Here is a 14,850-nt window from a genome sequence, read left to right as displayed (position 1 = left end):
GTCTGTTTCACGGACGGCGCTGCCGCTCGGCCCGCACTGGCATTACACTGTGACAGATGACGCCCATTCGTCACAACCATGCGGACGCGGATCCCGTCCTCGACGCAGCACGCGACTGCGTGCTCGCCGTCGGCGTGCGGCGAACCACCCTCACCGACGTCGCCCGGCGGGCCGGCGTGTCCCGGATGACGCTCTACCGACGCTGGCCCGACGTGCGGACCCTCGTCGGCGACCTGATGACCCGTGAATGGATCGCCGTCGCCGCCGACGCCATGCCGCCCTTCAGCGACGACCGGCCCGAACGGGCCCGGATCGTCGAGGGGTTGGTGGCGGGAGTCGCCGCGTTCCGAGCCCATCCGCTGTTCCAGAAGATCCTCGACGTCGACCCCGAGCTGCTGCTGCCGTACGTCCTCGACCGGCGGGGCGCCAGCCAGGACGCCCTGCTCGGGCTCCTCGTCACCGCACTGGACGAAGGGCACGAGGACGGTTCCGTACGCCGCGCCCACCCCGACCTGCAAGCCCGGTCCCTGCTGCTCGTCGTCCAGTCCTTCACGCTCTCGCTGCGCACCATGGCCGACGAGAACGATCCCGACCTGAGCGAAGCCGCCTTCCTCGAAGAGCTGCGCACCCTGCTGGAGAGGACCCTCGCCCCATGAACCCCACGACCAGCACCGCCCTGCCCGGCTCCTCGCTCGATGCCGAGCGGCGCCGACGCGAACTGGACCGGCTCGCCGACGGCGACATCGTCGACGTACTCGTCGTCGGGCTCGGCGCCACCGGAGCCGGAGCCGCCCTCGACGCGGCCACCCGAGGGCTCACCGTCGCCGCGATCGACGCCCACGACCTCGCGTTCGGCACCTCTCGCTGGAGCTCCAAGCTGATCCACGGCGGACTGCGCTACCTCGCGTCCGGCCAGCTCGACGTCGCCCACGAGAGCGCCGTCGAACGCGGCATCCTCATGGAGCGCACCGCCCCCCACCTGGTGCGCGCCCAGCCCTTCGTCCTCCCCCTCACCCCGCTCGTCAGCCGCGGCCAGGCCGCCCTCGCCCGCGCCGGATTCGTCGCGGGCGACCTGCTGCGCGTCGGCGCCCGCACCTCGCGCCGCACGCTGCCGCAGCCGCGCACGCTGTCGGCCGTCGAGACCCGCCACCTCGCCCCGGCCCTGCGGCCCGTCGGCCTGCGCGGCGGACTGCTGTCCTGGGACGGACGGCTCACCGACGACGCACGCCTGGTGACCGCGATCGCCCGCACCGCGGCCGCCTACGGTGCCCGCGTCCTCACCCGCACCCGGGCCCTGGAACTCCACGGCGACGGCGCGCTGGTGCGCGACGAGACCACCGGCCAGGAGCTGCGCATCCGCGCCCGCACCGTCGTCAACGCGGCCGGGGTCTGGGCGGGCGGCCTCATCGACGACGTACGTCTCCGGCCCTCGCGCGGCACCCATCTCGTCCTGCGGTCGGAAACCCTCGGCCGGCTCTCCGCCGGACTGCACATCCCGATCCCCGGCGAGACGAACCGCTTCGTCCTGGTCCTGCCCCAGGGCGACGGGCGCGTGTACGTCGGCCTCACCGACGAGCCCGTCGACGGCGACATCCCCGACGTGCCGGAGGTCCCCGAGACCGACATCGGCTTCCTCCTCGACGTTCTCGGCTCCGCCCTCGACGTCACCGTCCACCGCTCCGACGTGGTCGGGGCCTTCGCCGGGCTGAGGCCCCTGCTCGACACCCAGGACTCGGAGGGCCGCACCGCCGACATCTCGCGCAAGCATGCCGTGCTCACCTCGCCCGACGGCATCGTCACCGTCGTCGGCGGCAAGCTGACCACCTACCGCCGCATGGCCCAGGACGCCGTCGACGCGGCCGTCGCCGTCCGCGGCCTGACGGCCGGCGCATGCCGGACCGCCTCCGTCCCCCTCGTCGGCGCGGCCCGCCCGCAGACCCTCGCCGGTCTCGACGTCCCGCCCCGCCTCGTACAGCGCTACGGCTCCGAAGCCGCGGCCGTCCACGCCCTCGGTCTCGAAGACCCCGCCCTGGCCGAGCCCGTCGTACCCGGCCACCCCGTCACGGGCGCCGAACTGGTGTGGGCGGTCCGCCACGAAGGCGCCCTCGACACCTCCGACCTCCTCGACCGCCGCACCCGCATCGGCGTGGTCCCGGAGGACCGCGCCGTCGCCGAGGAAGCGGCCCGGGACGCCCTAGCCCGTACGGCCCAGGCAGGGTGAACGGACACGGTGCCCCTGCCCCGGATCGAGGCAAGGGGCACCGTCGCCCTCTCTGCGGGTGAAGTCCTTGTCCTCTGCCCGGGGTTCAGGGCGTGACGATCGGGAAGTCCGGGTCGGGGGTGTCCAGGACCGACAGGAGGCGGGGCAGCAGTGCGGGATCACCGGTCATGGCGATGCCGGTGGTTCCCTTGCCGGCGAGCAGGGCGAGGAGTTGGGGCTTGGTCATCGTCATGGTCAGACCCGCGTCCGGGGCGGGGCCGGTGTCGGTGGTCCAGGTGAGCAGGCCGTTGGCGAGGCGGAGGTGCCAGTAGGTGCCGCCGATGTGCCAGTCGACGGCGAGGCGCAGTGACCATGCCTTGGGTCCGTCGACGCGGACGGCGAGGCCGTCGATGAGCTGCCCGACGGTGAGGGCCAGATACATGTCGGGGCCGAGGGTGGCGCTGGTGCTGGGCGTGACGCCGTGGGTGAGCTCCTGGGCCCCGGTGAGGTAGAAGTTGCGCCAGACGGCGTTCTCGGCTGCCTGGCCGAGGCGCGTGTAGAGGGCGGCGAGCTGACGCTTGGCCTTGGTGTCCTCCGGGTCGTTGAAGACGGCGTGGTTGAGCAGGGTGACGGCGAAGCGCAGGTCGCCTCTGTCGGCGTAGTGCCGGGCTCGGGCGCGTACGGCGGCCTGCCCGCCGAGGGACTCGACCCAGCGGCGGGCCTCCTCCGCCGGCGGGTGCTCCCACAGGTGCGCGGGGTTGGCGTCGAACCAGCCCATGTAGCGCTGGTAGATCGCCTTGACGTTGTGGCTGACCGAGCCGTAGTAGCCCCGGTTGGCCCACACACGGTCCAGCTGGGGCGGGAGCGTGAAGCTCTCCGCGATCTCCGCGCCGTTGAGGCCCTTGTTGATCAGGCGGACCGTCTGGTCGTGCATGTAGCCGTAGAGGTCCCGCTGGTGCGTCAGCAGCGCGACGATGTTCTCGGCACCCCACGTGGGCCAGTGGTGGGAGGCGAAGGCCACGTCGGCGGCGCCGGTGTACAGGCCGATGGACTCGGTCAGGTATCCGGCCCAGGCGTGGGCGTCGCGGACCTGCGCGCCGCGCAGGGTGAGGATGTTGTGCATGGTGTGCGTGGCGTTCTCCGCCATGCAGACCGCGCGGAGGTCGGGGAAGAGGAAGTTCATCTCCTCCTGGCACTCGGTCCCGGGAGTCATCTGGAACCGGATGCGGACCCCGTCGAGGGTGACCTCCTGCCCAGTGGCCCCGATGTACTGGGTGGGGGCGATGAGACCGACGGTGCCGAGCGAGACGTTCAGCCCGAGCCCGCAGCCCACCTGGGCGGCGGCACCGGTGGGCAGCTTGGCGCCGTACATGTAGGCGGCGCGGCGGGCCATGGCGGGCCCGGCGTAGACGTTCTCGCTGACCGCGTGCTCCATGAAGCCCTGCGGGGCGAGCACCGGTATGTCACCCGCGCCGTCCGGCAGGACGCCGCGGCAGCCGCCGAAGTGGTCGACGTGGGGGTGGGTGTAGATCATGGCCTTGACCGGGCGGTCTCCGCGGTGGTCCCGGTAGAGCCGGAGCGCGGCGGCCGCGGTCTCGGCGGAGATCAGCGGGTCGATGACGATGATGCCGGTGTCGCCCTCGACGACGGTCATGTTGGACAGGTCGAGGCCGCGGACCTGGTAGATCCGGTCGGTGACCTCGTAGAGCCCCTGACGGGACAGGAGCCGGGCCTGCCGCCACAGGCTCGGGTCGACACCGCCGGGCGGGCCTGCGGCATCGGCATCCGTCAGGAAGCGGTACGCACCCGGGTCCCAGGCGGTCTTCCCGGCGGCGGTGGTGATCGGCCCGCCGGTGAACGCGGCGATGAATCCCCGGTCGGCGTCGGCGAAGTCGGCCTCGTCGTCGTAGGGCAGCCCGTCGGTCCGTGTGGGCGAGGGCGTCGTGGCGCGGTGACCTCCGGAGAGCGCCTCGGCGGTCTGCGGGTTCAGCGACACGGCTGCCGCCGCGGCGCCCACCGCGGCGGCGACGAACCCGCGCCGATCCATGGGAGTCATGCCGGTACACACCCTTCTCGTAGGTCGCGGGGCGGCGGAGAAACCGTCGGCGCCGGCACCGGGCAGGCACGCCGACGCGTTCGACGGCCGTGTCCGCGGCCCGCCAGGCAGGGTCACTATTGCAGTGTGACTGCAATAGGAGTCAAGGGGTGTCCACTGAAACGGACGTCCCGGCGCCCGGCCGGGTTCAGTCCGCCACGGCGTCCAGCAGCGCGCACACGGTCCGGCGAACCGCCGAGCCCGCAGCCGCCACGTCCAATCCACGCCGGGTACGCAGGTGGTCCCAGGCCGCCCAGGAAGAAGCGGCCTCCAGCGCGTCCAGCAGCCCTCCCGGCCGTCGCGCCCGCGGCACCCGCCGCAGCTCCGGGGCGAAGATCTCGGCCAGATCCTCACGCAGCCAGGTATCACCCCGCGCCATCACGAGACGAAGGCCCGGGGAGACCGGCTCAAGCCCGAGACCCACCTTGCGGATCGGCGTCATCACCTCGTACATCCGGGCGCGCTGAGCCATCAACGCCCGCGCCTTGCGTACGGTCGCCCACTCGGGCGGCACCGGTTCGGTCAGGGCCCGCCACCGTTCCGCCTGCCGTTCGGCGGCGGCGACGTACAGCGCCTCACGGTCGGCGAAATGCACGAACACCGTCCGCTCCGACACCCCGGCCCGCTCGGCGACCGCCTTCCGCGTAGGTTCCGGCTGTCCCTCGGCCATCAACTCCAGAAGAGCGTCCACCAGCACCGCGTGGGTGCGCTCCGGATCACGCCTCCACCGACGCTCCTGCCCCGCTGAAGTTCCCTTGCCGTCCCGTTCACCCTGTGCGCTCACGGAACCCATCGTGACAGTCCCGGTCGATCGACCGTCCGGCCGCTCGCCACGCTCCCCGCCGCTGAAGGATTCTCGTGGGCCGGGCGGGAACGGCCCCTGCGGCAGGGGCGGGTCCGGAGTGCGGACCGGCGGGTCCATAGGGTGGTCCCATGTCCGCCACGTTGAGTTCCACGAAAGCCGCCGCCGCACTGCGTACAGCGGCTCGCGTGTCCGCCGAGTCGTTGTTGGTCCTGCTGATGGCCGGAGTGGCCCTGTGGATCGTGGGTCGCATGTGGTCGGTCGTCTGGCCGCTCGTCGTCGGGCTGTTCCTCACCACCCTGACCTGGCCGCTCACACGCTTCCTACGGCGGCACAGCTGGCCGCCCGCCTTGGCGGCAGCGGTCGTCACGCTCTCGTTCATGCTGGTCGTCGCCGGCATCGTCGCGCTCATCGCGGTGCCGGTCGCATCCCAGTCCGGGGAGCTTTCCAAAGGTGTCGTCGAGGGAATCCAGCGACTGCGTGAGTGGGCGGCCGGGCCGCCGCTGAACATCGGCGACGACGAGATCTCCGGCGCTCTCGACGCGGCGATGGCCCGCGTCCAGGACGGCATCGGCAGCATGGTCACCACGGTCGCCACCGGCGTGGGCACGGTGTTCAACGGCGTGGTCACGGCCTTCCTCGCCCTGTTCCTGATGTTCTTCTTCCTGAAGGACGGCCCCCGGTTCGTCCCGTGGCTCGCGCGCCAGCTCCCCGGGCGGCTCGCCGTCGACGTCCCGATCGTGGCGGAGCGGAGCTGGGACACCCTGGGGGCGTTCGTACGCAGCCAGGCGTTCGTCGGCCTCCTCGACGCCGTGCTCATCGGCCTGGGCCTGTGGATACTCGACGTCCCCCTGGTCCTCCCCCTCGCCGTGCTGACCTTCGTCTCCGCGTTCGTGCCCATCGTGGGCGCCCTGTTCGCCGGCTTGGTCGCGGTTCTCATCGCGCTCGTGTCGAACGGCGTCACCGACGCGCTGATCGTCCTGGCGATCATCGTCGTGGTGCAGCAGTTGGAGGGAAACGTCTTCCAGCCCATGATCCAGAGCCGCGGACTGGGCCTGCACGGGGCCGTCGTCCTGCTTGCGGTGACCCTCGGCGGCAGCCTGGCCGGAATCGTGGGCAGCCTGCTCGCCGTCCCGTCGGCCGCGCTCCTCGCGGTCTTCTGGAACTACCTGCGTGAGCAGCTCAGCGACGAGAGCCCGGAACCGGAACCCGCCGAGGCGCATCCTCCTGTTCCCGTCACGTCGTGACCCGACGACGGGCCGCTCGCTCGTCATCGGCGAAGGCGACCGGCCGGCGAGCCCATCGACGGTTCCTCCGAGCCGCCCGTCGTCTGGCTGAAACCCGATTGCCGGACCGATGTCCGGCAGGCGGTTCGTCCCTTCCTGGGCCCTCCTGAACCCTTGCGCCGGGGGGTCGAAAGCCTCTATAAGGTTCCCTGTAGGCATCGGTTGGGATGGCCGGAATGGCATCCATGCCGCCGACCAGGGGGACCCTCCACTTTCCCGCCGGAAGCACCGTGCGCGCACGCGTACCGACGGAGAACGTGAGGCCATGACCGACAACGACGCCTTTCGCGATGCCATGACCCGTCTCGCGATCGATCCCGCGTTCGCGGAGCAACTCGACGGCAGCCTCGACGAGGTGGCACGAAGACTCGGTCTGACGCCCGAGCAGGTCACCGAGCTGCGGCGGCTCCGCGTGGAGTCGGGTACGACCGAGGGGCCGGCCACCCTCGACGCGCGGCTGTCCAAGTCGTCGCTGTTCTTCGGCAACGCGGCCCACTCCCTGGCCGCCCACGACGTGCCCGTCGACACGGGTGCGCAGGACACGGTGGAGGCCCTGGGCGACTCCCGTGACCTGGCGGGCCAGCTCGACGCGACGGCGTCCGACCTCGCCGGCCTGATCGGCGACGCCCTCACCGACACGCCTGTCGACGACGGCGGCTCCCTCCTCGGCGACCTCGGAGAGCTCGGCAACCCGGCCGAGATGGGAGACATGGGCGGCCTGGGCGATTCCGGTGGCTTCGGCGACTTCGGGGACGTCGGGGACTTCGGCTCCTTCGGGGACGGTGATACGGGCTTCGGCGAGGACGGACTCGGCGGCCACGACGGCGGGTTCGGCAACGGGCTCGACGGTGGGTTCGGCGGCGGGCTCGAAGGCGGAGGCGACGGCGGTTTCGGCGGCGGATTCGAGGGCGGCCACGGCGGCGGAGGCGGCGACGGCTTCGGCAGCGGATTCGAGGGCGGCCACGACGGCGGAGGCGGCGACGGCTTCGGCAGCGGATTCGAGGGCGGCCACGACGGCGGAGGCGGCGACGGCTTCGGCAGCGGATTCGGGGGCGGCCACGACGGCGGAGGCGGCGGTGGGTTCGGCGACGGCGCCGGCGGCCACGACGGCGGCTTCCACGGGGGCGGTGCCGAGGGGTTCGGGCACGGAGGCATCTACGAGGAAGGTGACGACGGCGGAGGCTCTGGAGGCGGGGAAGGCGGCGGCGACTCCGGCGGAGGCGGCGGCGAAGGCAGCAGCAGCGAGAACGGACGCCGACCCGGCGGCGGCTCCGGAGGCGGCGACGGCGGCGACGGAGGGGAAGGCGGCGGCGACGGCGGAGGCGGCGGCGAAGGAAGCAGCAGCGAAAACGGACGCCGACCCGGCAGCGGCGGCTCCGGAGGCGGCGAAGGCGGCGGCGGCGGCGGCGGGGAAGGCGGCGGCGAGGGCAGCAGCAGCGAGAACGGACGCCGGCCCGGCAGCGGCGGATCCGGAGGCGGCGAAGGCGGCGGCGGCGGAGGTGGCGACGGCGGCAGCAGTGAGAACGGGCGTCGGCCCAGCGGTGGCGGCGGGCGCTCCGAGACTCCCGGTCCCGACTCCGACAGCGCGGGCGGCGGGCTGATCCGTCCCGGCCTCGACCGGCTCGGCGGCAGCCACCTGCACACCACCGGGCCCGGTCACGACGCGCTCGGCGGCCCGGCCGGCGGTTCCTTCGCCACCGGTTCCTGAGGCGTCGGGCCCACCACCATGCTCTGCCATGCCTGTCGCGTGCACGTTCGGCGCGACTTCCCGTACTGCCTGCGCTGCGGCACCCTTCGCCGCGGCGCGGCACCCACGTCGTTCGCCGCGCCCCGGCTGCGCGGCCTCGACGACCCCGACCTCCTCGTACCGCTGACCGGCGAGACCACCACGCTGGGCCGTGGCGGGGACAGCGACGTCGTCCTGGCGGACGGCAGTGTGTCGCGCCGTCATGCCCGGATCGTCCGTGACACGTCGGGCTTCCGGGTCGAGGACCTGGATTCGTTCAACGGCACCGTGGTGGCCGGGGCGACCCTGCACGGCGGTTCGGCGCGCCTGGACGACGGCGCCGAACTGTCCGTCGGCGACGTGCGGATGGTGTTCGAGCAGCCGCGTGACGCGCGGATCGGCTCCCGGACCGTCATGGTCGGCACGCAGCTCACCGAGCTGCCGGCCGGTGCCGTTCCCGAGCCGGACGCGCCGGAGGCGCACGGCCCGCTCACCGCGCGGCCGCGCCGCCGCGGCGGGTGGGCGCTCAAGCAGGTGCCCACGAGCGGCCGCGCGGAGCCGCACTGGGTGCTGAGCAACACGCGGACCGGCGGTTACCTCCGGCTCGAGGAGCGCGAGGTGTTCCTGTGGAACGCCCTCGACGGCGACGCCACCGTGCGGGACCTGCTCTTCGCGTACGCGGACCGCTTCGGCGAGCTGGCGCTGCCGCGGATCGAGGCCGCGCTCACGGCGTTCGCGGGAGCCGGGCTCCTGAGCGGTCTGCCGGGGCAGCAGGAGGAGAAGGAGGTCTCCGGGCCGCGCCGGATAGGGCGGGCGGTGTACCGGGCGCTGCTGAAGCTGGAGGTGTCCGTACCGGGCCTCGACGGGGTCGTGACCCGGCTGTACGCCGGCGGCGGCTGGCGGTTCTTCACCCGTACCGGAGTGGCGCTGACCTGGCTGTCGCTGCTCGGCGGTCTGGTGGTGTTCTTCGCGGTGGCGCAGGGCCGGCAGCACCTCCTCGACTTCGGCGGGTCCGGCGTCTGGGGCCCGGTGGCACTGGCCGTCGGCTATGTCTCGGCGCTGGTGGTGCACGAACTCGCGCACGCCCTCGCGGTGAAGTCTTACGGCCGCAAGGTCAGGCGGGGCGGCTTCATGCTGATGATGGGGATGCCGTTCGCGTTCGTGGACACGAGCGACATGTGGTTCGGCACCCGCTGGTCGCGGGTCGTGGTGGCGCTGTCCGGGCCGGTGTCCACGGCCGCCCTGGCGGGCTGGTGCGCCGTGGGCGCGGCGTACCTGCCGGTGGGTCCGGTCTCTGCCGTGCTGTTCCACCTGGCCTTCGGTCTCTATCTGAACACCCTGTACAACTTCAATCCGCTGATGCCGCTGGACGGTTACCAGGCGCTCACCGACGCACTGCGCGTACCGCGGCTGCGCGAGGAGGCGAGCGCGTACTTCCGCAAGGGGCTGTGGCGGGACCTGCGGGCGGGCCGCCGGCCGGGGGCGCGGCAGACCGGCATGGCCGCGTACGGCCTTGCGGTGGTCGTCGGGACGTACGGCTTCCTGGTCCTCGCCCTGCTGGCCTGGCGGTCCCGGCTCGGGGAGTGGCTGGAGGGGCGGGTGCCCGCGCCGTGGGACACGGTGATCGTGGCGGTGGTCGTGGCCCTGGTGGCGTTCCCGGTGTGGGCCGCGCCGGTGCGGTGGCTGGTGCGGGTGGTGAAGCGGCGTCGCGCGGCGGCGGGTGGCGGCCGGGCGCGCTCGGCGGACGGGGCGGCCGTAGACGGCGCGCCCCTGGAGGGGACGGCATGAGCGACACACGCGGGGCGGATGCCGGTTGGGCGGTTCCCGGCTACGAGGCCGTGCGGACGCTCGGCCGGGGCGCCGGCGGGCGGGTCGTCCTGGCGCGGCACGAGGCGACGGGCGTGCCCGTGGCCGTCAAGTACCTGAGCGAACGGCTGCACGGCGACCGGGACTTCCTGGCCCGGTTCCGCGCCGAGGCGCGGCTGCTCGGCGAGCTGCGGCACCCCTGCGTGGTGCGCCTCTACGAGTACGTGGAGGCGCGGCTGGGTGCGGCGATCGTCATGGAGGCGGTCGACGGGGTGGCCCTGCGCGAGCTGCTGCGCGAGCACGGGGCGACCGGCCCTGAGGCGGCGCTCGTGCTGCTCAAGGGCTCGCTGCTCGGGCTCGGCGCGGCTCACGCGGCCGGGGTGGTGCACCGCGACTACAAGCCGGAGAACGTCCTTGTGCGCGCCGACGGTTCGAGCGCCCTGGCCGACTTCGGCATCGCCGTGCGCGCGGGCCGCGAGGCGGAGGCCGCCGGCACGCCCGCGTACATGGCGCCCGAGCAGTGGGACGGCGAGCCGGCGGGCCCGGCGGGCGACGTGTACGCGGCGACGGCCGTGTTCTACGAGTGCCTCACCGGTCGGCAGCCGTTCGTCGCCGACGATCTGATCGCCCTGCGGCTCCAGCACCTCCGTGCACCGGTCGAGGTGGCCGACGTCCCCGAGCCGGTGCGCGATCTGGTGCGGAAGGGCCTGGCGAAGGACCCGGCGGACCGGCCCGGCGTCGACGCGTTGCTCGCCGGACTCGAACGCGCTGCCACGGACGGCTACGGAGCCGACTGGGAGGAGCGCGGACGCCGCGGGCTCGGACGGCTCGCCGCCCTGCTCGCCCTGCTGTTCCCGTTCGCGACGACGGGGGCGGTGTACGAGGCGACGCCGGCGCTCACGATCCTGGGCCGCCTCAGGGGTGTCCTCGGAAAGACGCTGGTCGGGGCGGCCGTCCTGGCCGTGGTCGCGGCCGGTGCGGCGACGGTCGCGACGGCCGGAACGGCCGACGACACGACGACGACCGCGGCGAACTCCGTCCCCTCGGGGACTCCCGCCTCCGGTGCGCCGGCTCCGTCCTCGTCGTCCCTCCCGCCTTCGGACACGCCGACGCCGAGCGAGTCGCCGTCCGACAGCGCCTCGACCGAACCGACACCGAGCGACACGACGACGGCACCGCCCACGGACGGCCCTCCGACCACGGACGCACCCGGACCAGGGCCCGCTGCCTCCACCGACCCGACCCCGACCACGCCGGCTCCGCCCACCACGACCGCGGCGGCGCCGACGCCCGGCACGATCACCATCGTCATCGGCTCCCTGCGCCGCGGGGCGGGCAGCACGCTGATCGCCGACGTCACCGTCGACACCACCGGCACCGGCCCGCTGACGCTCACCGCGGACTTCTATGTCGACTCGCCCGCCGAGTCGTACGGTTCGCAGTCCCGGACGCTGTCGGGGAGCACGCAGTACTCCGTGACCTTCCAGGGCGACTTCGCGAACCACCCGTGCCGGGGCACCTGGACCATCGCCGTCAGCAGCAGCCCGCAGTCCCCGGGCGGAACCCGGACGGCCTCCGCCGACGCACCGCCGTGCTGAGCCACCACCGAGGAGAACGAGGCAGGATGAGGCCCCCCTTGACTCCACCGACGCCGCCGACGCCCCCGGCACCCGCCACGGTCGCCGGGCGTGCCCTGTCGGACTGGTCGCGGGACGGCCGGTTCGGCATCTGGTACGCGCTGGGGACCGCCGACGCGGACGAACCGCCCCTCGGCGTCCTGCGGATCCACCGCGCCCTGCTCGCGCCGAGCGGTACGCAGGAGCGGCTCACGGCCGCGGTCCGTTCCGTGGCGAAGCTACGGCTGCCGGGCGTGCCGGCCACCGTCGACCTGGTGCGGGAGGCGGGGGACGTCTGGCTGATCGTCGCGCGCCCGCCGGCCCGTACGGTCGCCGACCTGCTCGTCGCGGGCGCGCCCGGGCTCGACGAGGGCAGCGCGGCGAGCGTGCTCAACGAGACCGCGCAGACGCTGCTCGCCCTCCACGCGGCCGGCCTCGCCCACGGTTCGCTCACCCCCGACCACGTGGTCCTCGCCCCGGACGGCACCGCGCAGCTCACCGAGGCGTCGCTGGCCGCCGCGCTGGCCGGGGACGACGCCTCCGCGGCCTCCCCGCGGGACGCCGACATCACGGCGTGGGCGGGGCTCGCCCGTACCCTCGGCACCGCCTGGGCAGCGCCCGGCACACCGGCGGCCGAGCTGCTCACCCGCTGCTCCGCCACGGCCGAGTCCGACGGCCTCGCCGCCGCCCGCACGACACTCACCTCCGGGCGCACGGCGCTGCCCCGGGACTTCCTGCGCCGGACGGCCCTGCGGACGGCGGCGGCCGCCGCCCTGGCGGAACTGGCCGAGCCACCGGCAGCGGTGGAGGACGCGGGGGCGGTGGAGGACACCGCCGCCGACGCCCCCGGCGGCGCCGCTCCTGACCAGCAGGACACCGTCCTCGGCAAGCGCCATGGGAGCACCCCCGCCACGCCCCTCACGCCCCTGCTCGGTGGCGAGGACGACGGCGAGATCGTGCTGCGTTTCGGCCCGGGCGTCCCGCGCTCCGAGGAGGAGGCCCTGCGCGCTCTGTGGGCCGCCCCCGCACCCGTACCCACCCCCGTACGCCGACGGCGGCGCCGGGCCGGCCTGCTCGGTGCCGGCGCCGCGCTGGCGGCGGTGGCGGTGGTGCTGTGGCTGCTGCTGCGACCGACGACGGGCCCGGCGGTGACGGCGGTCCGGGTCACGGCCCCTCAGCAGTTGGCGTGCGGTGGGACCGCCGAGGTGACCGGGGTGGTGACGACGGACGGCCAGGCCGGCCCGTTCAGGTACCGCTGGCTGCGCAGTGACGGGCAGCGGTCCGAGGTGCTGACCCGTACGGCACGCGGCGGCGAGCACGAGGTGCCGGTGCACCTTCGCTGGACCGTCCGCGGCCCCGGCCGGTTCCACGGCACCGCCCACCTGCAGGTCCTGCGCCCGGACCGTCCCCCGCTGGACGCCGAGGCCGCCTTCACGTACGCGTGTGCCGGGTGACGGCCGAGAGGTGGCGGCGCGTGGGGAAGGCCGGCCGCCGGCGCTGAGTCCGAATGGCGGGCCCTGTCAGGCCTTGGGATGATGTCCCCCGAAAGCCGGAGGACAGCCATGACTCCTGACCCGCACGAGCCGCCGCCGGTCGGCCCCCCGGACCGCGAGGTCGCGGGGACCGCGGACGCCGAGTCGGCCGCCGGCACCGGGAAGCGCCGTCGGTCGCTCCACCTGACGGTGCCCGGCTGCTGGGGGGCGCTGCTCCTCGCCTGCCTTTCCTTCACCCCGTCGCTGCTGCCCCGCGGCGGCATCCTCCAGGGGCTGATCGCCGGAATCAGCGCGGCCATCGGGTACGGACTGGGCGTGATCGCGGCCTATATCTGGCGCGCGTTCGCCGACCGCGAGGCGCGGAGCGCGTCGCGCAGGTCGTGGCAGGTCCTGATCGCGTGCGCGATCGCGCTGTTCGCCCTGGCGTTCGGGTTCGGTCAGTACTGGCAGCATGAGATCCGCGAGCTGATGGGGGTCACCGACTACAACGTCCTCTACACGGTCCTCTGCCCGTTCGTGGCCGCGCTCGTCTTCTTGCTGCTGCTGCTCGCGGGCCGGGGACTCCGGCGCCTGTACCGCTGGTTCGCCCGCCTCCTCCGCCGCTGGATCGGTCCGCGCGCGGCGCGGGTGGTCGGCTGGATCGTGGTGGCGGCCCTCGCGTGGTCCGTGGTCAGCGGGGTGCTGATCGCCGGCTTCGTGAACGCGACCAACGAGGCGTTCTCGCTGCGGGACAACGAGACTCCCGAGGGCGTGCACCAGCCCACGACCACCCTGCGCTCGGGCGGACCCGGCTCGCTGGTGCCGTGGGACACGCTCGGCTACCAGGGCCGGGCCTTCACCGGCAGCGGTCCGTCGGCCCGAGACATCGGCGCGTTCACTCACCGCCCGGCGCAGGAACCCGTCCGGGCCTACGCCGGGCTCCAGACCGCCGACGACACGGAAGCCCGCGCCGAGCGGGCCGTCGCGGACCTCGAACGGGCCGGCGGCTTCGAGCGCGCGAACCTGCTCGTCATGACCACCACCGGAAGCGGCTGGGTGGACCCGGCCGCCGTGGACTCGTTCGAGTACCTCGGCGACGGCGACTCGGCCACCGTGGCGTTGCAGTACTCGTACCTGCCGTCGTGGCTCTCCTATCTCGTGGACCAGTCCAAGGCGCGCGAGGCCGGTCGTGAGCTCTTCGACGCGGTCTACGACGTCTGGTCCAAGCTGCCCCAGGACCAGCGTCCGCGGCTGTTCGTGGCGGGCGAGAGCCTCGGGTCGTTCGGCGGCGAGACGGCTTTCAGCGGCGAGTACGACCTGCGCAACCGCACCGCCGGCACCCTGTTCGCCGGGCCGCCGAACTTCAACACCCTGTTCCGCGAGTTCAGCGACCACCGTGACGCGGGGAGTCCGGAGATCGAGCCCGTCTACAAGCAGGGGCGGACCGTGCGGTTCACCGACGACCCGACCACCGAGACGCCTCCTGCGGACCAGCCGTGGAACGGTACGCGGGTGCTGTACCTCATGCACTCGTCCGACCCGATCGTCTGGTGGAGCCCGCGGCTGGCTCTCTCCGAGCCCGACTGGATCGGCGAAACGCCCGGCAGCGACGTGCTCGAAGGGATGGTCTGGATCCCCTTCGTCACCTTCTGGCAGGTCACCGCCGACCTGCCGTTCGCCACCGGCGTCCCGGACGGCCACGGTCACACCTACAAGGCCGCGTACGTCGACGGCTGGAACGCCGTCATGCGGCCGACGGGCTTCACACCGCAGGACCTGGACCGGCTGAGGGACGTCATCGAGCCGGATCACTGACCCCGTGCGCGCGGGGCGGTCGATCGGTCTTC

The 14,850-nt window shown here is 73.6% G+C and carries 10 protein-coding genes; 8 read left to right on the top strand and 2 right to left on the bottom strand.

The window, feature by feature from the left end:
- Window positions 1–56: 56 nt before the first annotated feature.
- Together AC07AW_RS14110 and AC07AW_RS14105 are read left to right on the top strand one after the other, a co-directional pair.
- Window positions 57–656 carry a TetR/AcrR family transcriptional regulator gene (locus AC07AW_RS14110; RefSeq protein ID WP_478815701.1) on the top strand — a complete coding sequence of 200 codons (600 nt, stop codon included), beginning with the start codon at window positions 57–59 and terminating at the stop codon, window positions 654–656.
- Window positions 653–2,221, top strand: a complete 1,569-nt coding sequence (locus AC07AW_RS14105) for a glycerol-3-phosphate dehydrogenase/oxidase (RefSeq protein ID WP_478815700.1) — start codon at window positions 653–655, stop codon at window positions 2,219–2,221. Before AC07AW_RS14110 ends, AC07AW_RS14105 begins: the two co-directional genes overlap by 4 nt.
- 85 nt (window positions 2,222–2,306) lie before the next feature.
- Here AC07AW_RS14105 and AC07AW_RS14100 read toward each other — a convergent pair whose 3' ends face one another.
- Both AC07AW_RS14100 and AC07AW_RS14095 read right to left on the bottom strand, forming a co-directional pair.
- Window positions 2,307–4,256, bottom strand: a complete 1,950-nt coding sequence (locus AC07AW_RS14100; protein WP_478815699.1) for an alkyl/aryl-sulfatase — start codon at window positions 4,254–4,256, stop codon at window positions 2,307–2,309.
- A gap of 187 nt (window positions 4,257–4,443) precedes the next feature.
- Window positions 4,444–5,079: a TetR/AcrR family transcriptional regulator gene (locus tag AC07AW_RS14095; protein ID WP_478815698.1), complete on the bottom strand. Its 636-nt coding sequence runs from the start codon at window positions 5,077–5,079 to the stop codon at window positions 4,444–4,446.
- Window positions 5,080–5,228: 149 nt separating this feature from the next.
- On the opposite strand from AC07AW_RS14095, the gene AC07AW_RS14090 reads away from it, so the two are divergent.
- From AC07AW_RS14090 to AC07AW_RS14065, 6 genes are all read left to right on the top strand, one after another.
- Entirely contained in the window at window positions 5,229–6,344 is a 1,116-nt protein-coding gene (locus AC07AW_RS14090) for an AI-2E family transporter (protein ID WP_478815697.1), read from the top strand.
- Window positions 6,345–6,648: 304 nt separating this feature from the next.
- Window positions 6,649–8,091 (top strand): hypothetical protein, encoded by a 1,443-nt coding sequence (locus tag AC07AW_RS14085; RefSeq protein ID WP_478815696.1) that lies wholly within the window; start codon window positions 6,649–6,651, stop codon window positions 8,089–8,091.
- Window positions 8,092–8,130: 39 nt separating this feature from the next.
- Entirely contained in the window at window positions 8,131–9,897 is a 1,767-nt protein-coding gene (locus AC07AW_RS14080; protein WP_478815695.1) for an FHA domain-containing protein, read from the top strand.
- On the top strand, window positions 9,894–11,513 hold the full coding sequence (locus AC07AW_RS14075; protein ID WP_478815694.1) for a serine/threonine-protein kinase: 1,620 nt from the start codon (window positions 9,894–9,896) through the stop codon (window positions 11,511–11,513). Before AC07AW_RS14080 ends, AC07AW_RS14075 begins: the two co-directional genes overlap by 4 nt.
- Window positions 11,514–11,551: 38 nt before the next feature.
- Window positions 11,552–12,985: a hypothetical protein gene (locus AC07AW_RS14070; protein ID WP_478815693.1), complete on the top strand. Its 1,434-nt coding sequence runs from the start codon at window positions 11,552–11,554 to the stop codon at window positions 12,983–12,985.
- A 108-nt stretch (window positions 12,986–13,093) separates the two neighbouring features.
- A complete protein-coding gene (locus AC07AW_RS14065) occupies window positions 13,094–14,818 on the top strand; it encodes an alpha/beta hydrolase (RefSeq protein ID WP_478815692.1) in 1,725 nt (574 codons plus the stop codon).
- Window positions 14,819–14,850 lie beyond the last annotated feature (32 nt).

It is taken from the genome of Streptomyces sp. NPDC044003 (assembly GCF_056435185.1).
Note: the sequence above shows the minus strand (reverse complement) of the source record. Positions and strands in the feature narration are given on the sequence as shown.